This is a genomic window from Klebsiella quasipneumoniae subsp. quasipneumoniae (genome assembly GCF_020525925.1).
Classification (GTDB): Bacteria; Pseudomonadota; Gammaproteobacteria; order Enterobacterales; family Enterobacteriaceae; genus Klebsiella; species Klebsiella quasipneumoniae.
In genome coordinates this window covers 729,558-751,014 of the sequence record NZ_CP084876.1, presented here as the reverse complement: position 1 = coordinate 751,014, position 21,457 = coordinate 729,558, and the positions used below count along the sequence as shown (strand labels likewise).

The following is a 21,457-nucleotide window of genomic DNA, read 5'->3' as shown; positions in this document are numbered from 1 at the left end:
AGCCGATCAACCTACCCGTAATTTCTGCGCGCTGCGCACCGGCTTCACGCCGCTGGCGCTGAGGTCCAGGTCGCGGCTTTGCAGCAGGAGGACCTGAGCGGCGACGTCGCCGAGCGAGGCCTTATAGCTGCCGATCATGCGGGCGAAGATGTTATAGATGACCACCGCCGGGATGGCGGCGAACAGACCGATAGCTGTCGCCAGCAGCGCTTCCGCGATGCCCGGCGCCACCACCGCAAGGTTGGTGGTCTGGGTCTGGGCGATGCCGATAAAGCTGTTCATGATGCCCCAGACGGTGCCGAACAGGCCCACGAACGGCGAAATGGCGCCGATGGTGGCCAGATAGCCGTTGCCGCGCCCCATATGGCGACCGACGGCCGCGACGCGGCGCTCAAGGCGGAAACCGGTTCGTTCCTTGATGCCTTCATTGTCTTCGGCACCGGCGGAGAGTTCGAGTTCGTTCTGCGCTTCATTGATAAGCTGGGTGGTGAGGCTTTTCGCCTCAAAGGCGCTGGCGATATCGCTGGCCTGATCGAGAGAGCGGGCTTCCGCCAGCTGCTGCTGTTCACGTTTGAGGCGACGCTTGCTGGCGAGGATTTCCGCCCCTTTACCGAAGAAGATGGCCCAGGTGACGACCGACGCCAGAATCAGGCCAATCATCACCACCTTAACGACAATATCGGCATGATGATACATACCCCAAACGGAGAGATCCGCCTGCATCAAATTATTACCCACGCTCTATCTCCACGACGATAATCACAAAATCTGCCCACAATAATATCAAAACGACATCGAATTGATAGTGGTTCTCATTAGTATTTACACTGTGCAGCAAATCACGTTTATTTTCCTTGCGCTTACGCAGTAAAAAAGTGGCTAACCGCGGGCCTGGTAAAATTTTCGCCTGTATCGGCAGCGCGCTGGTACAGAAAAGAAGATTCATGCTAGTTTAGACGTCCAGACGTATAAAAACAGGTTCATCAACATGGCTGATAAACATCTTGATACCGCGCTGGTCAACGCCGGGCGGAGCAAAAAATATACCCAGGGCTCAGTGAACAGCGTGATCCAGCGCGCGTCATCGCTGGTTTTCGACACCGTAGAGGCCAAAAAGCACGCCACCCGCAATCGGGCCAACGGCGAGCTGTTCTACGGGCGTCGCGGCACCCTGACCCACTTCTCGCTGCAGGAAGCGATGTGCGAGCTGGAGGGCGGCGCCGGCTGCGCCCTCTTCCCCTGCGGCGCGGCCGCGGTGGCCAACACTATCCTGGCGTTTGTCGAGCAGGGCGACCATGTGCTGATGACCAATACCGCCTATGAGCCAAGCCAGGATTTTTGTACCAAAATTCTCGCCAAACTCGGCGTGACCACCAGCTGGTTCGATCCCTTAATCGGCGCCGATATTGCCCGTCTGGTTCGCCCTGAGACCCGCGTGGTGTTCCTGGAATCGCCCGGCTCCATCACTATGGAAGTGCACGATGTGCCGGCGATTGTCGCCGCCGTGCGTCAGGTCGCCCCGGAAGCGATTATCATGATCGATAACACCTGGGCGGCGGGGATCCTGTTCAAAGCGCTGGATTTTGGCATTGATATTTCTATTCAGGCAGGCACCAAATACCTGATCGGCCACTCCGACGCCATGGTCGGCACCGCGGTGGCGAACGCGCGCTGCTGGCCGCAGCTGCGTGAGAATGCCTATCTGATGGGGCAAATGTTGGACGCCGATACCGCCTATATGACCAGCCGCGGCCTGCGCACGCTGGGCGTCCGCCTGCGTCAGCATCATGAAAGCAGCCTGCGCATCGCCGAGTGGCTGGCGCAGCATCCGCAGGTGGCGCGGGTCAACCACCCCGCTCTGCCCGGCAGTAAAGGCCATGAGTTCTGGAAGCGCGATTTTACCGGCAGCAGCGGGCTGTTCTCGTTTGTGCTCAACAAGCGTCTCAACGACGCTGAACTGGCAGCGTATCTCGACAACTTCAGCCTCTTCAGCATGGCCTACTCGTGGGGCGGCTTTGAATCGCTGATTCTGGCCAATCAGCCGGAGCAAATCGCTCACATCCGACCGGATGCGGAAGTCGACTTCAGCGGCACGCTGATCCGTTTGCACATTGGTCTCGAAAATGTTGACGATCTGCAGGCGGATTTAGCAGCGGGCTTCGCGCGTATCGTGTAAAGTGACAGTCAGTGGCAACAATAGCGGACGCTTTTTATCGGAGCGGCCGCTTTTGTTGCGCCCGGGATCAAGGTGCTCGGGTCTCTTCAGGAGTACACTAGTCAACAATACGGTACCACTTAGGAAAGTCCATGGTTGTCATTCAAGAGATTGTCGCCGCGCTGTGGCAACATGATTTTGCCGCACTGGCGAACCCTCATGTTGTGGGCGTTGTATATCTGGTTATGTTCGCGACCCTGTTTCTGGAAAACGGGCTGCTGCCTGCCTCCTTTTTACCTGGAGACAGCCTGCTGCTGCTCGCCGGCGCGCTGATTGCTAAAGGCGTCATGGACTTTGTGCCCACTATCGCCATTCTGACCGCCGCCGCCAGCCTCGGCTGCTGGTTGAGCTATGTACAGGGGCGCTGGCTGGGCAATACGCAAACGGTGAAAGGCTGGCTGGCGCACCTGCCGCATAAGTACCATCAGCGCGCCACCTGCATGTTTGACCGCCACGGTCTGCTGGCGCTGCTCGCGGGCCGCTTTCTGGCATTTGTCCGTACCCTGTTGCCAACCATGGCGGGGATTTCCGGTCTGCCGAACCGCCGCTTCCAGTTCTTCAACTGGCTGAGCGCCCTGCTGTGGGTCGGCGTGGTCACGGGCCTCGGCTATGCGCTGAGCATGATCCCGTTCGTGAAGCGTCATGAAGATCAGGTGATGACCTGCCTGATGATCCTGCCAATTGCCCTGCTGCTGGCTGGCCTGCTCGGCACGCTGTTCGTGGTGATCAAAAAGAAATACTGCAGCGCCTGACGTCGACTGCCGGGGGGCTGCGCCCGCCCGGCCTGCTCCCTCCCCGGTATTACATTCCCTGCATCGTACGAATACGCGCGGCGTCTTCCCCGGGCGTCATCCCGAAGTAGCGCTTAAACTCGCGACTGAACTGGGAAGGGCTTTCATAGCCCACCTGTATCGCTGCCGCGCTGGCCTTCATCCCGTCATGGATCATCAGCATGCGCGCCTTGTGCAGACGGTAGGTTTTCAGATACTGCAGCGGCGAAGTGCTGGTCACCGATTTAAAATTATGGTGAAACGCCGATACGCTCATATTCGCTTCCGCCGCCAGCCGATCGACGCTGAGGTTTTCGGTGTATTGACTCTCGATATGCTTGAGTACGCGGCTAATCAGGCTGAAGTGGGTCTGCCGGCTGACCAGCGCCAGCAGCGCGCCGCCGCAGGGTCCCGTCAGCACATAGTAGAGAATTTCGCGGACGATCTGCTTGCCAAGGATCCGCGCGTCCAGCGGCCGCTCCATCACGTCGAGCAGCCGTTCAGCAGCGCACAAGATATCCTCCGAGAGCACTGCGGAGTTTATCCCGCTGGAGGCGACGGCGGGCTGAAACAGCGGATCCTCGCCAATATCCATCAGCAGCTCCTGCAGCTGCAGGATATCGACGTTCAGGCGCATGCCGGCCAGGGGCACCTCCGGGGTGGCAAAGGTTTCGCATTCGAAAGGCAGCGGTACGGTCAGCAGCAGATATTCGTTTGTATCGTAGCGAAACGTCCGCTCATTGATATAACCAATTTTATGGCCAGAAAAGAGAAAAACGATCCCCGGCTGGTACATCACCGGCATCCGCGGTCCCGGCTGCGTCCCGTACAGCAGGCGGACGTCGGGTAGCAGCGAACTTAACATTTCGTGCTTATCTTTCAGCTGGTTAACCTTCTCTGTCAGTGTCTGACATATCTCTGCGTGTTGCATTACCACCGTCTCTCCCGATGTTTCTTCACCCGTACATTGTGCGCAGGCCGCCGCGAATTCTCCAGCCATATGGAGAAATAGGCAAGACATAGGCAGAAATGTGCATTGAGGGGCAACGGCGCCAGGACCACAATAACCGTCATCGGGCAGCGGTATCGTCCCTGTCGGCGGTTTTACTCTTTTGAGGATTCAAGCAATGAATAATTTTGACCTGCATACCCCAACCCGCATTCTGTTTGGCAAAGGCGCGATTGAAAAACTGCGTGAACAGATCCCGGCGGAAGCTCGCGTACTGATCACCTACGGCGGCGGCAGCGTGAAAAAAACGGGCGTCCTGGATCAGGTACTGACCGCCCTGAATGGCCTGGACGTCCTTGAATTTGGCGGCATCGAGCCGAACCCGTCTTACGAAACCCTGATGAATGCGGTGAAGCTCGCCCGCGAAGAGAAGGTCACCTTCCTGCTGGCGGTCGGCGGCGGTTCGGTGCTGGATGGCACCAAATTTATCGCGGCAGCAGCCCACTATGACGCCAATATCGATCCGTGGGAAATTCTGGAAACCTATGGCAGTAAGATCGCCAGCGCCATTCCAATGGGCTCGGTTCTCACTCTGCCGGCGACCGGTTCTGAATCAAACAAAGGGGCGGTGATTTCGCGGAAAACCACCGGCGACAAACGCGCGTTTATGTCTTCCCATGTTCAGCCGCAGTTCGCGATCCTCGATCCGGTCTACACCTATACCCTGCCGCCGCGCCAGGTCGCCAACGGCGTGGTTGACGCCTTCGTCCATACCGTCGAACAGTACGTCACCTACCCGGTTGACGGCAAAATTCAGGACCGCTTCGCCGAAGGCATTCTCCTGACCCTGATCGAGGATGGCCCGAAAGCGCTGCAGGAGCCGGAAAACTATAACGTGCGCGCCAACATTATGTGGGCCGCGACCCAGGCGCTGAACGGCCTGATCGGCGCTGGCGTGCCGCAGGACTGGGCAACGCATATGCTTGGTCACGAACTGACGGCGATGCATGGTCTCGATCACGCCCAGACGCTGGCTATCGTTCTGCCGGCGCTGTGGAATGAGAAGCGCGATACCAAGCGCGAGAAGCTGCTGCAATATGCTGAGCGCGTGTGGCATATCACCGAGGGCTCCGACGACCAGCGCATCGATGCCGCCATCGCTGCGACGCGCCAGTTCTTCGAGCAGATGGGGGTGCCGACCCGCCTTTCCGATTACGGTCTCGACGGGAGCTCCATCCCGGCGCTGCTGGCGAAACTGGAAGAGCACGGCATGACCAAACTGGGCGAGCATCAGGATATCACCCTTGACGTCAGCCGCCGTATCTACGAGGCTGCCCGCTAAGTTACCCCGCCTGATTCACCTCTCCTTACGTTAAACAAACGTCGGGGAGGGGTGTTTTTACTACCGTTTTTAGCTATTTCGTCCAGACTTAATGCTACCCCTCGGCGGATCCTGCTTCGCCGAGTTCATTAACAGGAGGAAGGCATGACACATCCAACCGTTATAAAACTACACGACGGCAACCTGATGCCGCAGCTGGGTCTCGGCGTGTGGAAAGCTGGCAACGAGGAAGTCGTCTCCGCCATTCATAAGGCGCTGGAAGTCGGTTATCGCTCTTTTGACACCGCCGCCGCGTACCAAAATGAGGCTGGCGTCGGCAACGCGCTGCAAAGCGCTGGCGTCAATCGCAATGAGCTGTTCATCACCACCAAGCTATGGAACGACGATCAAAAACGGCCGCACGAGGCGCTGAAAGAGAGTCTCAGCAAGCTGAAACTGGACTATGTGGATCTCTATTTAATCCACTGGCCGGTGCCGGCTATCGGTCATTACGTCGAGGCCTGGCAGGCGCTGATTGAGCTGCAGCAGCAGGGGCTGGCGAAGAGCATCGGCGTGTGTAATTTCCAGGTGCCGCATCTGCAGAAGCTGATTGATGAAACCGGCGTCGCGCCGGTGATCAACCAGATAGAGCTGCATCCGCTGCTTCAGCAGCGGCAGCTGCACGCCTGGAACGCCACCCACAAGATCCAGACCGAATCCTGGAGCCCGCTGGCCCAGGGCGGTAAGGGCGTCTTCGATCAGAAAGTTATCCATCAGCTGGCTGATAAATATGGCAAAACGCCGGCGCAAATTGTCATCCGCTGGCATCTCGACAGCGGTCTGGTGGTGATCCCCAAATCCGTCACGCCGTCGCGCATCGCCGAAAACTTTAACGTCTGGGATTTCCGCCTGGATAAAGAAGAATTGGGGGAGATTGCCAGGCTGGATCAGGGCAAGCGTCTGGGGCCCGACCCGGATCAGTTCGGCGGATAACAGGTAAAAAAGCCGGGCAGCGCTGACGCGTGTCCGGCTTGAGAAACCGCACGGCCAGCGAAACGCTGCCGGGCGCAAAGTCAGGCTTAACGCCCGGCGACTTTACCCCGTTTAACGGGCTTTTTCGCCGTTGCGCCACCGTTAGAACGCTGATGCACAATCGGCGTGTGCTTGGTCAGCGCCGGGCGGGTATGACGGTTCTGGCGACGCGCTTCGCGCATCTCATCGAGAGTCGGCGCCGGCACCAGGCAGTCGCGACGTGAGCCAATCAGGTGTTTCTTGCCCATCGCCTCCAGCGCCTGACGGATCAGCGGCCAGTTGGCCGGATCGTGATAGCGCAGCAGCGCTTTGTGCAGACGGCGCTGTTTATCGCCCTTCGGCACCACCACCTCTTCACTCTTATAGCCGATCTTGCCCAGCGGGTTTTTGCCGGTGTAATACATGGTGGTCGAGTTCGCCAGCGGCGACGGATAGAAGTTCTGCACCTGGTCGAGACGGAAGCGGTGCTTCTTCAGCCACAGCGCCAGGTTCACCATGTCTTCATCACGGGTCCCCGGGTGGGCGGAGATAAAGTACGGGATCAGATACTGCTCTTTACCCGCCTGCTTCGAATAGGTGTCGAACAGCTCTTTAAAGCGGTCGTAGCTGCCCATTCCCGGCTTCATCATCTTCGACAGCGGGCCCTCTTCGGTATGCTCCGGCGCGATCTTCAGATAGCCGCCGACGTGGTGGGTCGCCAGCTCTTTGATATAGCGCGGATCTTCGACCGCGATGTCATAGCGTACCCCGGAGGCGATAAGGATCTTCTTGATGCCCTTCAGCTCGCGGGCGCGACGGTAAAGGTTGATCGTCGGCTCATGGTTGGTATCCATGTGCGGGCAGATATCCGGGTAGACGCAGGAGAGACGGCGACAGGTCTGCTCGGCGCGTGGCGATTTGCAGCGCAGCATATACATGTTGGCGGTGGGTCCGCCGAGATCGGAGATCACGCCGGTAAAGCCCGGCACCGTGTCGCGAATGGCTTCGATCTCATTGATGATCGAATCCTCAGAACGGCTCTGGATAATGCGTCCTTCGTGCTCGGTGATCGAGCAGAACGAACAGCCGCCGAAGCAGCCGCGCATGATGTTGATCGAGAAGCGGATCATCTCATACGCCGGGATGCGCGCATCGCCATAGGAAGGATGCGGCACGCGCTTGTAGGGCAGCGCGAAAACGCTGTCCATCTCTTCGGTGGAGAGCGGGATTGCCGGCGGGTTGATCCAGATGTAGCGCTCGCCGTGCTTTTGCATCAGCGCCCGGGCGCAGCCGGGGTTGGTTTCATGGTGCAGAATGCGCGAGGCGTGAGCGTACAGGACCTTATCGCCTTTCACCTTCTCGAAAGAAGGCAGCAGCACATAGGTTTTTTCCCACGGTTTTGGCCGCGGCGGCTGCACAGTGATGCTTTTCGCTTCCTGTTTCTTCGGCGCGACCGGTTTGTTATCGGCGCACGGCAGATCTTCACCATACGGGTGCGGGATGGGGTCGATTTTGCCCGGGGTATCCAGACGGGTGGAGTCTACGCCGCTCCAGCCCGGGAGAGCCTCTTTCACCATGATGGCGGTATTGCGCACATCGCGGATCTGGTCGATGGTTTCGCCCATCGCCAGGCGATGGGCCACTTCCACTAGCGGACGCTCGCCGTTGCCGAACATCAGCATATCGGCCTTGGAGTCCACCAGCACCGAGCGGCGCACGGTATCGGACCAATAATCATAATGCGCGGTACGGCGCAGGCTGGCTTCGATGCCGCCGAGGATCACGGGCACATCTTTCCACGCCTCTTTACAGCGCTGGGTATACACCAGGGTGGCGCGGTCCGGGCGCTTGCCCGCCACGTTGCCGGCGGTGTAAGCGTCGTCATGGCGCAGCTTACGGTCGGCGGTGTAGCGGTTGATCATCGAGTCCATGTTGCCGGCGGTCACCCCGAAGAACAGGTTCGGTTTGCCCAGACGCATGAAGTCGTCTTTGGTGTTCCAGTCCGGTTGGGAGATGATCCCCACGCGGAACCCCTGCGCTTCCAGCATGCGGCCGCAGATAGCCATCCCGAAGCTCGGGTGGTCGACGTAGGCGTCGCCGGTTACCAGAATAATGTCGCAGCTATCCCAGCCAAGTTGATCCATCTCTTCACGCGACATCGGTAAAAATGGCGCAGGGCCAAAACAGGCAGCCCAGTATTGCGGCCAGGAAAAAAGGTCACGATCCGGTTGGATCAGGGATATTGCGCTCATATTGCTTCCGGGGAAATGATAAAAAAATAACCAAAAGGGCGTGGATTATAAGCCGGAATGATAGTGGAAATGAAGGAGGATTTTCTCAAACCCTGACCGTATGCCGGCCAGGGTCGAAGAGTTTACGGTGCGGGATTCACCAGCATCTGGCCAATCGAACCGCGGTCGGCCAGCTCCAGCGTCTGGCTCAGATACTGGAACGGGAAGTGCGGCCACGACGGCTGGGCGTAGTAGACCAGCAGTTCGACCTGCCCGTCGACCCACACGGTGTCCTTCCAGCCGCGGTCTTCCGGGAAAGGGGTCGAGCCGTTGACGTTACGGATCTGGAACATTACCCCTTCAATATGGAACGACTGCGGGCGGTCGGCGCGCACCGTCCAGCGCTCCCAGGTCCCCTGCTGCGCCGTGATATCGATACGCTGCGGATCCCACAGCTGGCCATTAATCCCCGGATCGTCGCCGAGCGTGATATCCCGGCTGCGGATCGGCGTGCCGGAGAGCAGCTCAGTCGGCAGCAGACGCGCCGGCAGGCTGTCGGTGACTAGCGGCAGCAGCCCGGTCGGGCGCAGGGTCAGCACCAGCGTGGAGACCAGAATGCTGGACGGTTCAAAAAAGCCGCGGATACGGTCGACGATGCTCGCCGCTTCGCCGCAGGTAATGGACACTTCATCGCCGTTGGTCATATCGACCAGAATTTCACGCCGTTCCCCCGGCGCCAGCGACAGCTGCTTGAGCGAAACCGGCGCCGGCAGGAACCCCTGGTCGCCGGAAATGACATGCAGCAGTCGGCCATCGCTCATCTGTAGCTGATAGCGCCGGGAGTTGGAAGCGTTCAGTAGGCGCAGACGCACCCAGCCGCGGGACACTTCGACATAGGGGCTCTGCGCGCCATTGACCAGCAGCGTATCGCCGACGAAGCCGCCGCTGCCCGGTTCGCTATATTCCGGCGTGCCGAAGTTATCCAGCCGTTTGTCCTGAATTATCACCGGGAAGTCATCGACGCCATAGTGGTTAGGGATCGGCAGGTTCTTGCTCACCTCATCCTCCACCAGCCACATGCCGGCCAGACCGTTATAGACCTGCTTCGCCATCCGGTTCGGCGTATTGGCCTGGTACCACAGCGTCGCCGCACTCTGACGGATCGGCAGCACCGGCGCCCAGTCGGCGTTCGGCGACATCATGCGCGCCGCGCCGCCGATTAGCGGGCCAGGCACCTGCAGGCCGCGGATGGTCATCGCGACGTTCTCCGTCAGACGGTTGCTGTAGATAAGCTTGACGTCGTCCCCGCTCCAGACGCGGATCGTCGGCCCCATATAGCGGCCATTGATCCCCCAGACGGGGGCGCGGGTGCCTGGCGTAAACGACCAGTGCGAACGCTGCAGCGTCAGAAACAGCGGCTGACCGCGACGGGACTCCAGCAGCGGCGGAACCGGCAGCGCAGGCTGCTGGCCGGCGGCATGGGCCTTCAGCGGCGCGGCGCCAGCGCACAGCGCTACGCCGGAAGCCTTAATAAACTGACGCCGACTGAGTGACATATTAACTCCATGACATACTGACAAATGAAAAAGGGAATTCGTTTCCCGCCAGCAATACGCGCGCGTTGGCGGCGTTTCCTGTCTTATTGCTTACCGGCCGCTTCGCGCTCGGCCACTTCGTTGTCCAGCTCAGCGATTTTGGCGGCCATCAGCTCGCGGCAATGCGTCGCCAGCGCGCGCACGTTGTCTTTACCGAACTGGCTGGTATCCACCGGCGGCAGCATTTCCACAATCACCAGACCGTTGTTCCAGCGATTGAGCTTTATTTTATTCGATGTATTCGAGACACACACCGGAATAATCGGCACGCCGGCGGCAATAGCCGCGTGGAAGGCGCCGGTTTTAAACGGCAGCAGACCGCGACCGCGGCTGCGGGTCCCTTCCGGGAACATCCAGAACGAAATTTTACGCTTTTTAAAGGCGTTGACGACCTCGGCAATGGTGCCGTGCGCTTTGGTTCGGTTATTGCGGTCAATCAGCAGATTACCGGTCAGCCAGTACAGCTGGCCAAAGAACGGGATCCACAACAGGCTCTTTTTCCCCACGGTGACCGTCGGGGCCTGCACGATGTTAGATGCCGTCACCATATCATAGTTGTTTTGGTGGTTAGCGATGTAGATCGCGTTGCCATAGCTTTCCGCATCGGCAGGTTTGCGCAGCTCCACCTTCAGACCAAACACCGGGGATAAGCGGCCAAACAGATGGCCGAAAGTGGCAACATGTTTTGGATTACGCGGGCTGAACAAGCAGTACAGACAGCCAAGTATGCACACTACGATGCAATAAATGACCACGAAAATTACTCGAAAAATGAATAGCATAGCTACCTCTAAAACCCAAACCGCTTAGAATTATTCGCTGCTGGCAGAAGGCAGGCTCACAAGTTCTGCGCAGGCCGGGACCGTTCTTCCTGGGCCCCTGATGATGGACATTGTTAATCGCAACGCCTGAATAAACAACGATTTTGCGGCTTTTTTTCGCCTCCTCCCGTCAAAGACGGGAGGAGAAGCGCTTACTCTTCGCTATCGCCTGCCGCGGCGCGGCGCGGCGAGTCAATTTCAACACGGTCAATCTTCTGCAGACCGCGCATCAGCGAACCGCGGCGGCCGCGCTCGCCGGTGACTTTTTGCAGCTCTTCCGGACGCAGTTTGATCTTCCGTTTGCCGACATGAATGGTCAGCGTACTCTGCGGCGGCAGGACAAACAGATGTGCGAGGCCGTCCTGGCCGGCGGCGGCTTCCGCCGCAGGAATGTTGATGATTTTGTTGCCCTTGCCTTTCGACAGCTGCGGCAGATCGCTGACCGGGAACATCAGCATTCGCCCGGCGGCGGTGATGGCCAGCAGCATATCGGACTCGTCCTCAATGACCAGCGGCGGCATCACATGCGCGTTGTCAGGCAGGGTGATCAACGCTTTGCCGGCGCGGTTGCGCGCCACCAGATCGTTGAAGGTGCAGACAAAACCGTAGCCGGCGTCGGAGGCCATCAGCAGTTTCTGATCGTCGCCTTCCATCAGCATATGTTCCACGGTCGCGCCCGGCGGCAGCGTCAACTTGCCAGTCAGCGGCTCACCCTGGCCACGCGCCGAGGGCAGGGTAATCGGATCGATGGCATAGCTGCGCCCGGTGGTATCGATAAACACCACCGGCTGGTTGCTCTTGCCCTTCGCCGAGGCTTTCCAGCTGTCGCCCGCTTTATAGCTCAGCCCCTGGGCGTCGATGTCGTGCCCTTTGGCGCTGCGCACCCAGCCCATCTGCGACAGAACGATGGTGACCGGCTCAGACGGCAGCATATCATGCTCGCTCATCGCTTTCGCTTCTTCACGCTCGTGAAGCGGCGAGCGGCGATCGTCGCCGAAAGCATCGGCATCGGCCTGCAGCTCTTTCTTCAGCAGGTTGTTCATCTTACGTTCAGAGGCCAGAATCGCCTGCAGCTGATCGCGCTCTTTTTCCAGCTCGTTCTGCTCGCCGCGGATCTTCATCTCTTCCAGTTTGGCGAGATGGCGCAGTTTCAGTTCCAGAATCGCTTCCGCCTGGGTTTCGCTGATGGCAAAGCGCGACATCAGGGCTGGCTTCGGCTCATCTTCCGTGCGGATGATCTCGATGACTTCATCAATATTGAGGAACGCCACCAGCAAACCTTCAAGGATATGCAGGCGCTTAAGGACCTTCTCTAACCGGTGGTTCAGACGGCGACGTACGGTATCGCGACGGAACACCAGCCATTCGCTGAGGATCTCCAGCAGGTTTTTTACCGCCGGGCGGCCGTCGAGACCGATCATATTGAGGTTGATGCGGTAGCTCTTCTCCAGATCGGTGGTGGCGAACAGGTGGTTCATCACCTGCTCCATATCCACCCGGTTGGAGCGCGGGACGATCACCAGGCGGGTCGGATTTTCGTGGTCCGATTCGTCGCGCAGGTCGTCCACCATCGGCAGCTTTTTATTGCGCATCTGCGCGGCAATCTGCTCCAGTACTTTGGCGCCGGAGACCTGGTGCGGCAGCGCGCTGATCACTACCGCGCCGTCCTCTTTGCTCCATACCGCGCGCATGCGCACTGAGCCGCGTCCGTTCTGGTAGATTTTGCGAATTTCCGCCCGCGAAGTGATGATCTCCGCCTCGGTCGGGAAATCCGGTCCCTGCACGATATCCAGCAGTTCGTCGAGGGTCGTTTTCGGCTGCTCAATCAGCGTAATCGCCGCTTTCGCCACTTCACGCAGGTTGTGAGGTGGAATATCGGTCGCCATGCCCACCGCGATGCCGGTGGTGCCGTTGAGCAGGATGTTTGGCAGGCGCGCCGGCAGCATTTTCGGCTCCTGCAGCGTACCGTCAAAGTTTGGCACCCAGTCGACCGTCCCCTGCCCCAGCTCGCTGAGCAGCAGCTCGGCATACTTCGACAGGCGGGATTCGGTGTAACGCATGGCGGCGAAGGATTTCGGATCGTCCGGCGCCCCCCAGTTCCCCTGGCCATCCACCAGCGGATAGCGATAGGAGAAGGGTTGCGCCATCAGCACCATCGCTTCATAGCAGGCGCTGTCGCCGTGTGGGTGATATTTACCCAGCACGTCGCCGACGGTGCGGGCGGACTTTTTGAATTTGGCGCTGGCGTTCAACCCCAGTTCGGACATCGCATAGACGATGCGACGCTGGACCGGTTTTAAGCCATCGCCAATAAACGGTAATGCCCTGTCCATGATCACGTACATGGAGTAGTTCAGGTAAGCATTTTCCGTAAATTCATGCAGCGCAAGGCGCTCTGCCATATCGCTCATTAATCGTGGATCCTCAATCTGGGTACCGACCGTTCGGACGGCAAAACTACCCGCGATAATACCCGATCTCACGCCCTGAGTCACAGGCCGTGAGATCGGTTGAGGATTCCGTCACCTTAATCAGGCCAGCGGCAGATAAATATCGGTTTGCAGCTCATGCTCAGCCACTTGGTGGACAAAATTGTGGTAACGGAAGTAGACCGGAAAATCCCGTAACGTCTCGCCTGAAGCGGGTAACCAGTCGCGATAGAGATACCAAACGCTGTTCGCCAGGGTGTCCAGCGAGCCGTGATGGCGCACGAGGGCGCAGCGTCCGCCGGGGATTTCGCCGTTAATCACGCCAAAGGCGTTTTCACCAACCGGCCGTTCGACCGTACCGCAGAGATCAAAACGAAATGCCTCCTGCGGGGTAGTCTGCGGATCGTCCCAGGCGATCCCCCAGGTTTCGCTGGTGGCAACGGGCGATAATCCGCTCGTCTTACGCCAGGCGATAAAACGCGCGGCGGTGGCGTTGACAAGGTCCGGGCTGCCACGATGTTGCAGGACGGCTACCCGGGTGGTGGGGAACGAAATGATATTGACGTCCATCGACGTTTGCTCCTGTAGCGTATGTTTCGGTACGCGTCGATGCCACTCGGCCCAGTCCGGTTGCTGACGGAACTGGGTCGGGCTTTGGTCAAACGCGGTACGGAAGGCACGACTGAACGACTCCGCATTCTGAAATCCGGCATCAAGGGCAATGTCGATGATTTTATCGCGGGGGTTGAACGCCAGGCGCCAACAGGCGCGTCGCAGACGCAACCACTGAATATACCGGTACAAGGGAATGCCGGTATACGCGCTAAATTGCCGGTGAAAATGGTAAGGCGAACTGTGCGCTATCGCGCTCAGCGCCTCCAGCGACAGCGGCTCATCAAGATGACGCGCAATGTATCTACAGACGCGCTGGAAGCGCCCGACATACGCCGGGCTGGCCTTAATATCGTTCATCGTCTCCTCCTCGCGACATACTCTGACAGAGCGAGGATAGCGATTCCTGACCGATCTTGCGCTTATCCGCCGGAGACTTATGGCGTGATTTTACGGATCTGTTTAACGTCGATCTCCACCGAGTTCCAGTCCTTATCGACTTCCCCCTGAATTTCTACCGTGTCCTGCGGGCCGACGGTGACGCCGTTCCAGCGTTTGTGGTCGATATCGACATTGATCACCCCGGTAGCATCCTGGAACTTATACAGATCGTCGGACACGCGCTCGGTAATTTTGCCCCGCAGGGTCACCCAGGTATCGTCCCGCAGCGATTTGACATTGGTGACGGTGGTGACCGCGCCGCTCGGGCCGGTAAATCCGCCGCCCTGGGTGGTCGAACTTGCCGGTGTGGTCGCAGAAGGACCGGTATACCCGCCCTGTCCGGCAGCCAGCACCGGCATGGAAACCAGGGCAACGATCGCGGTCATCGCAGCAATTTTCTTCATGATGTGTTCTCCCTTCGTGTTGATATGGCTCCTATTACGCCCGACAAAACTTAACGACTTCTTAAGGGGAAAAAAGAAATTTTAATGCTGTACAACCCCGGTCGCAACGCGGTTTACTGCGCAGAGCAGCCGGGTTGGCAGGAGGGAAAATGCGCATATTATTGGTGGAAGATGACAAGTTAATCGGCGATGGCATCAAGGCCGGGCTGAGCAAAATGGGCTTCAGCATCGACTGGTTTACCGCCGGGCTGGAGGGCAAAAACGCCTTATACAGCGCCCCCTACGACGCGGCAATTCTTGATCTCACCCTTCCCGGCATCGATGGCCTCGATATTCTGCGCGAGTGGCGCGACAAAGGCCGCCATGAGCCGGTGCTGATCCTCACCGCCCGCGATGCGCTCAGCCAGCGGGTGGAGGGGCTGCGCCTGGGCGCCGATGATTATCTGTGCAAACCTTTCGCCCTGATTGAGGTAGCGGCCCGCCTCGAAGCATTGATCCGCCGCGCCCACGGCCAGAGCAGCAGCGAGCTGCGCCACGGCAAGGTGAGCCTTGACCCGAACCGCTTAACCGCCAGCCTCGACGGCGAAAGCCTGACGCTGAAGCCGAAGGAGTTCGCCCTGCTGGAACTGCTGCTGCGTAACGCCGGGCGCGTACTGCCGCGTAAGCTTATTGAAGAAAAGCTCTACACCTGGGACGACGAGGTCTCCAGCAACGCCGTGGAAGTTCACGTCCATCATCTGCGCCGCAAACTCGGCAGTGAATTTATCCGCACCGTCCACGGCATCGGCTATACCCTGGGTGACGCATGAAACGACTTGCCCGCCTGAGCCTGCGCCTGCGTCTGACGCTGCTGTTTGCCGTGCTGACCGCCGCCGCCTGGGGGGTGGCCAGCGTGATCGCCTGGCAGCAGACCAGTAAAAAGCTGGATAAGCTGTTTGATACCCAGCAGCTGCTGTTCGCCCGCCGCCTGAGCGTCATGAATTTCGAAGAGCTCCGCGCCCCGCCGACATCGCTCGGGGAAAAGAAAAAGGTGCGCCACGGGCATATCGACGACGATGCGCTGGCGTTCGCCATCTTCACCCGCGACGGCAAAATGGTGCTTAACGACGGCGAAAACGGGGAGGATATTCAATGGCACTCGCAGCGCGAGGGCTTCAGCAATGGCTACCTGCGCGGCGATGATGACGAGTGGCGCTTCCTGTGGTTAACCACCGCCGATGGCCGCCACCGTATCGCCGTCGGCCAGGAGTGGGATTATCGCCGCGAAATGGCGATGGACATTGTTACCTCGCAGCTAACGCCGTGGATGATCGCCCTGCCGCTGATGTTCGTGCTGCTCATCGTGCTGTTAAGCCGCGAACTGGCGCCGTTGAAACATCTGGCGCGCACGCTGCGCCTGCGCGCGCCGGACTCGGCGGAATCGCTCAGCGTGGAGAAGATCCCCACTGAAGTCCGCCCGCTGGTCGAGTCGCTGAATCAGCTGTTCCAGCGCACCCACGACGTCATGCTGCGCGAGCGTCGGTTTACCTCTGATGCCGCCCACGAGCTGCGCAGCCCGCTGGCGGCGCTGAAGGTGCAGACTGAAGTCGCCCAGCTCTCTCTGGACGATCCACAAGGGCGTGAGAAAGCCCTGGCTCAGCTCCATCAGGGGATCGATCGCGCCACCCGTCTGGTGGATCAGCTGCTGACGCTGTCGCGGCTGGACTCGCTCGCCCAGCTGGACGATGTGCAGCCGGTCGCCATCGACGATCTGCTGCAGTCGGCGGTAATGGAGATGTACCACCCGGCGCAGCAGGCCGGGATTGAGCTGCGCCTGCATCTTAATGTCTCTGGCATCTCCCGCACCGGCCAGCCGCTGCTCCTCAGCCTGCTGGTGCGCAATCTGCTGGATAACGCGGTGCGCTACAGCCCGCGCGGCAGCCAGGTCGATATCACCCTCAACGCCCGCGAGTTTCGGGTACGCGATAACGGCCCCGGCATCAGCCCGCAGGCGCTGGCGCGCATCGGCGAGCGTTTCTACCGCCCGCCGGGTCAGGATGCTACGGGCAGCGGCCTGGGCTTGTCGATCGTCCGGCGCATCGCCTCGCTGCACGGCATGCGCGTCGAGTTTGCCAATGCCCGCGACGGCGGCTTCGAAGCCCGCGTTGACTGGTAGCGATATTATTGCTCATTTAGCAAAAGACTTTGCACATTTTGCTCATTTTACTGCCCCGCTTCGCGGGGTAAGATCGTCGGCAAATTTTCAAGATTGAGGACAAATGATGAGCAACATCCTGATTATCAATGGCGCAAAAAAATTCGCGCACTCGAATGGCCAGCTGAACGACACCCTGACCGAGGTCGCGGAGAGTTATCTGCGCGACGCCGGACACGATGTTAAAAGCGTTCGCGCCGACAGCGAGTACGACGTAAAAGCCGAAGTGCAGAATTTCCTCTGGGCCGATGTGGTGATCTGGCAGATGCCGGGCTGGTGGATGGGCGCCCCGTGGACGGTGAAAAAATATATGGATGACGTCTTTACCGAAGGCCACGGCTCGCTGTACGCCAGCGATGGCCGTACCCGCTCCGATGCCAGCAAAAAATATGGCTCCGGCGGCCTGGTGCAAGGGAAAAAATATATGCTCTCCCTGACCTGGAACGCGCCGATGGAAGCCTTCACCGACGAAGAACAGTTCTTCCACGGCGTCGGCGTTGACGGCGTTTACCTGCCGTTCCATAAAGCCAACCAGTTCCTGGGTATGGAGGCGCTGCCAACCTTTATCGCCAACGACGTGATTAAAATGCCTGATGTCCCACGGTATATCGCAGAATATCGCAAGCATCTGGCGGAAATTTTTGGTTAACTAGGGGTCTATGCTCTACATATTTCGAGTTATTCGAACCTGGAGTATGACAAGATCCACACAGAAGGAGTTGAGTTAACCATGTTAACAGTGATTGCAGAAATCCGTACCCGCCCGGGCCAGCACCACCGCCAGGCGGTTCTCGATCAGTTCGCGAAAATTATTCCGACCGTTTTGCAGGAAGCCGGCTGCCACGGCTATGCGCCCATGGTGGATCATGCCGCTGGCGTCAGCTTCCAGACCACCGCTCCTGACTCTATCGTCATGGTGGAACAGTGGGAAAGCGTCGCGCATCTTGAGGCGCACCTGCAGACCCCGCACATGAAAGCCTGGTCGGAAGCGGTCAAAGGCGATGTGCTGGAGACCAACATCCGTATCCTGCAGGCCGGCGTCTAAGCCCGCTGACGCAGAAACGAAATAAGAAAAGGGAGCCTGAGGCTCCCTTTTACGTCTGGCGCAGCGCGCGGTCTTACACTTCCAGGTCCGCCATATCGCCCTTCTCCTGCAGCCAGTTGCGACGATCTTCGGAACGCTTCTTGGCCAGCAGCATATCCATCATCGCCGTGGTCTGCTGCTCATCCTCATCGCTGATCACCAGCTGCACCAGGCGGCGGGTATTCGGGTCGAGGGTGGTTTCCCGCAGCTGCATCGGGTTCATCTCGCCGAGACCTTTAAAGCGCTGGACGTTTGGCTTGCCCTTCTTACGCTTCAGCTGCTCCAGCACGCCGGTTTTTTCTTCTTCCGTCAGCGCGTAGTAGACCTCTTTGCCGAGGTCGATACGGTACAGCGGCGGCAGCGCCACGTAGACGTGCCCCTCTTTCACCAGGGTACGGAAATGTCTCACAAACAGCGCGCACAGCAGCGTGGCGATGTGCAGACCATCGGAGTCCGCATCCGCCAGAATACAAATTTTGCCGTAGCGCAGCTGGCTTAAATCATCGCTATCCGGGTCAATCCCAATCGCCACCGAAATGTCGTGTACTTCTTGCGAAGCTAACACTTCATCGGAAGAGACTTCCCAGGTATTCAGGATCTTGCCTTTCAGCGGCATGATCGCCTGATATTCACGATCGCGCGCCTGCTTGGCTGAACCGCCCGCCGAATCCCCTTCGACGAGGAACAGCTCGGTACGGTTCAGATCCTGGGCGGTGCAGTCGGCCAGCTTACCCGGCAGCGCCGGACCGCTGGTCAGCTTTTTGCGCACCACTTTCTTGGCGGCGCGCAGACGGCGCTGGGCGCTGGAAATAGCCATCTCCGCCAGCAGCTCCGCGGCCTGCACGTTCTGGTTCAGCCACAGGCTGAAGGCGTCTTTCACCACGCCGGAGACGAACGCCGCGCACTGGCGCGACGACAGGCGCTCTTTAGTTTGCCCGGCGAACTGCGGATCCTGCATCTTCACCGACAGCACGTAGGCGCAGCGATCCCAGATATCTTCCGCCGACAGTTTCACCCCGCGCGGCAGGATATTACGGTACTCGCAGAACTCACGCATCGCGTCCAGCAGCCCCTGACGCAGGCCGTTGACGTGCGTCCCGCCCTGCATGGTCGGGATCAGGTTGACGTAGCTCTCGGTCAGCAGCTCGCCGCCTTCCGGCAGCCACAGCAGCGCCCAGTCCACCGCTTCCGTCTCGCCGGAGAAGGTGCCGACGAAAGGTTTTTCCGGCAGCAGCGGCAGGCCGTTCACCGCTTCGCTCAGGTAGTCGTTAAGGCCATCGGCATAGCACCAGCTCTGCTCGCTGTTGTTGACCTGGTCGCGGAAAACAATTTCCACGCCCGGGCACAGCACCGCTTTCGCTTTTAACAAGTGGGTCAAACGCGAAACGGAGAAGCGCGGGCTATCGAAGAAGCTTTCGTCCGGCCAGAAATGGACGCTGGTCCCGGTGTTGCGTTTACCGCAGGTGCCGGTGACGTGCAGGTCCTCTACTTTCTCACCATTCTCAAAGGCGATGCTGTAGACCTGACCGTCGCGACGCACGTTGACCTCCACGCGTTTTGACAGGGCGTTGACCACCGAAATTCCCACCCCGTGCAGACCGCCGGAAAACTGGTAATTTTTGTTGGAAAACTTACCGCCCGCGTGCAGCCGGCAGAGGATCAGTTCAACCGCCGGCACCCCCTCTTCCGGGTGAATGTCGACCGGCATCCCGCGCCCGTCGTCAATCACCTCGAGGGACTGGTCGGCGTGCAGGATCACTTCCACGCGTTTGGCATGGCCTGCCAGCGCTTCGTCCACACTGTTATCAATCACTTCCTGACCAAGATGGTTAGGACGGGTGGTGTCGGTATACATGCCCGGACGGCGGCGCACCGGCTCTAGCCCGGTGAGTACCTCAATGGCATCAGCGTTATATGAAGATTGCGTCATGGTGTGTATTCGTAGGTCGTTCAGGGCCGTTTAGCGCAGGCCGAGAAATTCGATAATCTGAGTGAAATGATCGTCAAAGCCGACAAATGCGTGATTACCGCCCTCCTCCACCGTCTGCCGGCAGGAGGCGTAGTAATGAACGGCCTGGCGGTAATCAAGCACTTCATCCCCGGTCTGCTGCAGCAGCCAGAGTAAATCCGGCGCTTCGAGCGGGTCGATTTGCATGACTTTGAGATCGTAAATATGGCGAGACTCTAGCACATATTGCTGCCCGGTGTACGGATTCTCATTGTGGCCGAGAAAATTGTTCAGCAGCTCAAACGGCCGCACCGCCGGGTTAACCACTACCGCTGGCAGCATAAAGCACTGCGACAGCCAGGTCGCGTAGTAGCCGCCCAGCGATGACCCTACGACCCCCAGCGGCTCGCCGCCGTGCTCCAGCACGATGGACTCCAGCAGCTCCGCCGTTTCCGCCGGGTAAGGCGGCAGCTCCGGCACCACCATGGCGATCTCAGGATAGTGCTGCGCCAGCCAGGTCTTTAACGCCGTCGCCTTCGCCGAGCGCGGAGAACTGTTAAAGCCGTGCAGATAAAGGAGCGTCGCCATCAGTAGCCTTCTGAAGCAATATCCGGATGAAAGGCCGCGCCTTCCAGGCGGCACACTTCGGTGGTCAGCGTTCCGTCAGGGTGAAGCTCCAGCCAGCGCCAGCCCGGCGACACCGTATCGAGGGTGAAATTGGCGCAGTGCGGTTTGAACTGAACGCAGGTCGACGGCGTCGCCATCATACGTCGGCCATTCCAGTCGAGATCCAGCTCCTGATGAATATGGCCGCACAGCAGATGCTTCACCCGCGGCCAGGCGCTCAGCGCGCTGTCCAGCGCGCCGGCGTTGCGCAGACTGTGTTGATCCAGCCAGCTGCAGCCGGCCGGCAGCGGATGATGATGCAGCAGGAGTAAGGTATAACGCTCCGGCGCCTCCGCCAGCTTATGTTCGAGCCATTCCAGCTGGAAGTCGCTCAGCTCGCCATGGGGAACGCCAAACACCTGGCTGTCCAGCAGCAGGATCTGCCAGTGGTCGCCGAGAAACACGCGCTTGGCGGGGGAAATGCCCGACTCCTGCAGGGTGCTGTACATCGCCGGCTGGAAATCATGGTTGCCCGGTAGCCAGACGCAGGGTGCAGCGAAACTCGCGATGCCCTCAGCAAAATGCTGGTAGGCCGCGGAGGAGTGATCCTGCGCCAAATCGCCTGTTGCGACAATCAAATCGCATGGACGCTGTGAGGCATGAATGGCCGACAGTACGGCCTGATAGCTTTCCCAGGTATTGATGCCTAACAACGTTTCATGTTTTTCAGCAAACAGGTGAGTATCAGTAATTTGTAAGATCCTGACTCTGGCCTCACCAGCCAGAGGTAGGTTTAACAGGCTTTCCAAATGGTGTCCTTAGGTTT

At 59.2% G+C, this 21,457-nt stretch carries 18 protein-coding genes and 1 pseudogene; 8 read left to right on the top strand and 11 right to left on the bottom strand.

Annotated elements, in window-relative coordinates:
- Positions 1-6: 6 nt before the first annotated feature.
- Positions 7-738 carry a tol-pal system-associated acyl-CoA thioesterase gene (gene exbB, locus LGM20_RS03740; RefSeq protein ID WP_004174395.1) on the bottom strand — a complete coding sequence of 244 codons (732 nt, stop codon included), beginning with the start codon at positions 736-738 and terminating at the stop codon, positions 7-9.
- Between the two features lie 250 nt (positions 739-988).
- Here exbB and metC point away from each other — a divergent pair, with 250 nt between their 5' ends.
- Both metC and yghB read left to right on the top strand, forming a co-directional pair.
- A complete protein-coding gene (gene metC, locus LGM20_RS03735; protein WP_032454065.1) occupies positions 989-2,176 on the top strand; it encodes a cystathionine beta-lyase in 1,188 nt (395 codons plus the stop codon).
- 131 nt (positions 2,177-2,307) lie between these two features.
- Positions 2,308-2,967, top strand: a complete 660-nt coding sequence (gene yghB, locus LGM20_RS03730) for a DedA family general envelope maintenance protein YghB (RefSeq protein WP_004205217.1) — start codon at positions 2,308-2,310, stop codon at positions 2,965-2,967.
- 49 nt (positions 2,968-3,016) lie between these two features.
- Here yghB and LGM20_RS03725 read toward each other — a convergent pair whose 3' ends face one another.
- Positions 3,017-3,916, bottom strand: coding sequence for an AraC family transcriptional regulator (locus LGM20_RS03725; RefSeq protein ID WP_032454066.1), 900 nt, complete (start codon positions 3,914-3,916; stop codon positions 3,017-3,019).
- Between the two features lie 196 nt (positions 3,917-4,112).
- Here LGM20_RS03725 and yqhD point away from each other — a divergent pair, with 196 nt between their 5' ends.
- Positions 4,113-5,276, top strand: coding sequence for an alcohol dehydrogenase (yqhD, locus tag LGM20_RS03720; protein ID WP_044524721.1), 1,164 nt, complete (start codon positions 4,113-4,115; stop codon positions 5,274-5,276).
- 144 nt (positions 5,277-5,420) lie between these two features.
- Entirely contained in the window at positions 5,421-6,248 is an 828-nt protein-coding gene (dkgA, locus tag LGM20_RS03715) for a 2,5-didehydrogluconate reductase DkgA (protein ID WP_044524722.1), read from the top strand.
- A gap of 119 nt (positions 6,249-6,367) precedes the next feature.
- Here dkgA and LGM20_RS03710 read toward each other — a convergent pair.
- From LGM20_RS03710 to LGM20_RS03685, 6 genes and pseudogenes are all read right to left on the bottom strand, one after another.
- A pseudogene (locus LGM20_RS03710) lies at positions 6,368-8,607 on the bottom strand (YgiQ family radical SAM protein); the annotation flags it as partial.
- Between the two features lie 33 nt (positions 8,608-8,640).
- Positions 8,641-10,053, bottom strand: a complete 1,413-nt coding sequence (ftsP, locus tag LGM20_RS03705; RefSeq protein WP_044524723.1) for a cell division protein FtsP — start codon at positions 10,051-10,053, stop codon at positions 8,641-8,643.
- Positions 10,054-10,136: 83 nt separating this feature from the next.
- Positions 10,137-10,874, bottom strand: a complete 738-nt coding sequence (gene plsC, locus LGM20_RS03700) for a 1-acylglycerol-3-phosphate O-acyltransferase (RefSeq protein ID WP_004205223.1) — start codon at positions 10,872-10,874, stop codon at positions 10,137-10,139.
- 191 nt (positions 10,875-11,065) lie between these two features.
- Positions 11,066-13,324 (bottom strand): DNA topoisomerase IV subunit A, encoded by a 2,259-nt coding sequence (gene parC, locus LGM20_RS03695; RefSeq protein ID WP_004205224.1) that lies wholly within the window; start codon positions 13,322-13,324, stop codon positions 11,066-11,068.
- Between the two features lie 120 nt (positions 13,325-13,444).
- Positions 13,445-14,314 (bottom strand): AraC family transcriptional regulator, encoded by an 870-nt coding sequence (locus LGM20_RS03690; RefSeq protein ID WP_044524725.1) that lies wholly within the window; start codon positions 14,312-14,314, stop codon positions 13,445-13,447.
- A gap of 77 nt (positions 14,315-14,391) precedes the next feature.
- Positions 14,392-14,799 (bottom strand): YgiW/YdeI family stress tolerance OB fold protein, encoded by a 408-nt coding sequence (locus tag LGM20_RS03685; protein WP_023291025.1) that lies wholly within the window; start codon positions 14,797-14,799, stop codon positions 14,392-14,394.
- Positions 14,800-14,948: 149 nt separating this feature from the next.
- Here LGM20_RS03685 and qseB point away from each other — a divergent pair, with 149 nt between their 5' ends.
- From qseB to LGM20_RS03665, 4 genes are all read left to right on the top strand, one after another.
- Positions 14,949-15,608 carry a quorum sensing response regulator transcription factor QseB gene (gene qseB / locus LGM20_RS03680; protein WP_044524726.1) on the top strand — a complete coding sequence of 220 codons (660 nt, stop codon included), beginning with the start codon at positions 14,949-14,951 and terminating at the stop codon, positions 15,606-15,608.
- On the top strand, positions 15,605-16,954 hold the full coding sequence (gene qseC / locus LGM20_RS03675; protein WP_044524728.1) for a quorum sensing histidine kinase QseC: 1,350 nt from the start codon (positions 15,605-15,607) through the stop codon (positions 16,952-16,954). Before qseB ends, qseC begins: the two co-directional genes overlap by 4 nt.
- Before the next feature lie 106 nt (positions 16,955-17,060).
- Positions 17,061-17,642 (top strand): NAD(P)H-dependent oxidoreductase, encoded by a 582-nt coding sequence (locus LGM20_RS03670; protein ID WP_023291028.1) that lies wholly within the window; start codon positions 17,061-17,063, stop codon positions 17,640-17,642.
- Positions 17,643-17,723: 81 nt separating this feature from the next.
- Positions 17,724-18,038, top strand: coding sequence for a putative quinol monooxygenase (locus LGM20_RS03665; RefSeq protein ID WP_023291029.1), 315 nt, complete (start codon positions 17,724-17,726; stop codon positions 18,036-18,038).
- A gap of 73 nt (positions 18,039-18,111) precedes the next feature.
- On the opposite strand, the gene parE is transcribed toward LGM20_RS03665, so the two are convergent.
- Genes parE through cpdA form a run of 3 tightly spaced genes read right to left on the bottom strand, consistent with a single transcriptional unit; the run spans position 18,112 to position 21,440 of the window.
- Positions 18,112-20,007, bottom strand: a complete 1,896-nt coding sequence (gene parE, locus LGM20_RS03660; protein ID WP_004205235.1) for a DNA topoisomerase IV subunit B — start codon at positions 20,005-20,007, stop codon at positions 18,112-18,114.
- A gap of 30 nt (positions 20,008-20,037) precedes the next feature.
- A complete protein-coding gene (gene yqiA, locus LGM20_RS03655) occupies positions 20,038-20,613 on the bottom strand; it encodes an esterase YqiA (protein ID WP_004205236.1) in 576 nt (191 codons plus the stop codon).
- Positions 20,613-21,440, bottom strand: coding sequence for a 3',5'-cyclic-AMP phosphodiesterase (gene cpdA, locus LGM20_RS03650; protein WP_004205237.1), 828 nt, complete (start codon positions 21,438-21,440; stop codon positions 20,613-20,615). Before cpdA ends, yqiA begins: the two co-directional genes overlap by 1 nt.
- Between the last annotated feature and the right edge of the window lie 17 nt (positions 21,441-21,457).

Excerpts from the sequence above, each read along its gene's own strand:
- qseC (WP_044524728.1), top strand. The coding sequence starts at position 15,605 with ATGAAACGACTTGCCCGCCTGAGCCTGCGCCTGCGTCTGACGCTGCTG.
- parE (WP_004205235.1), bottom strand. The coding sequence starts at position 20,007 with ATGACGCAATCTTCATATAACGCTGATGCCATTGAGGTACTCACCGGG.
- metC (WP_032454065.1), top strand. The coding sequence starts at position 989 with ATGGCTGATAAACATCTTGATACCGCGCTGGTCAACGCCGGGCGGAGC.
- LGM20_RS03665 (WP_023291029.1), top strand. The coding sequence starts at position 17,724 with ATGTTAACAGTGATTGCAGAAATCCGTACCCGCCCGGGCCAGCACCAC.
- ftsP (WP_044524723.1), bottom strand. The coding sequence starts at position 10,053 with ATGTCACTCAGTCGGCGTCAGTTTATTAAGGCTTCCGGCGTAGCGCTG.
- parC (WP_004205224.1), bottom strand. The coding sequence starts at position 13,324 with ATGAGCGATATGGCAGAGCGCCTTGCGCTGCATGAATTTACGGAAAAT.
- yghB (WP_004205217.1), top strand. The coding sequence starts at position 2,308 with ATGGTTGTCATTCAAGAGATTGTCGCCGCGCTGTGGCAACATGATTTT.
- plsC (WP_004205223.1), bottom strand. The coding sequence starts at position 10,874 with ATGCTATTCATTTTTCGAGTAATTTTCGTGGTCATTTATTGCATCGTA.
- LGM20_RS03690 (WP_044524725.1), bottom strand. The coding sequence starts at position 14,314 with ATGAACGATATTAAGGCCAGCCCGGCGTATGTCGGGCGCTTCCAGCGC.
- LGM20_RS03725 (WP_032454066.1), bottom strand. The coding sequence starts at position 3,916 with ATGCAACACGCAGAGATATGTCAGACACTGACAGAGAAGGTTAACCAG.
- qseB (WP_044524726.1), top strand. The coding sequence starts at position 14,949 with ATGCGCATATTATTGGTGGAAGATGACAAGTTAATCGGCGATGGCATC.
- dkgA (WP_044524722.1), top strand. The coding sequence starts at position 5,421 with ATGACACATCCAACCGTTATAAAACTACACGACGGCAACCTGATGCCG.
- yqiA (WP_004205236.1), bottom strand. The coding sequence starts at position 20,613 with ATGGCGACGCTCCTTTATCTGCACGGCTTTAACAGTTCTCCGCGCTCG.
- LGM20_RS03685 (WP_023291025.1), bottom strand. The coding sequence starts at position 14,799 with ATGAAGAAAATTGCTGCGATGACCGCGATCGTTGCCCTGGTTTCCATG.
- LGM20_RS03670 (WP_023291028.1), top strand. The coding sequence starts at position 17,061 with ATGAGCAACATCCTGATTATCAATGGCGCAAAAAAATTCGCGCACTCG.
- yqhD (WP_044524721.1), top strand. The coding sequence starts at position 4,113 with ATGAATAATTTTGACCTGCATACCCCAACCCGCATTCTGTTTGGCAAA.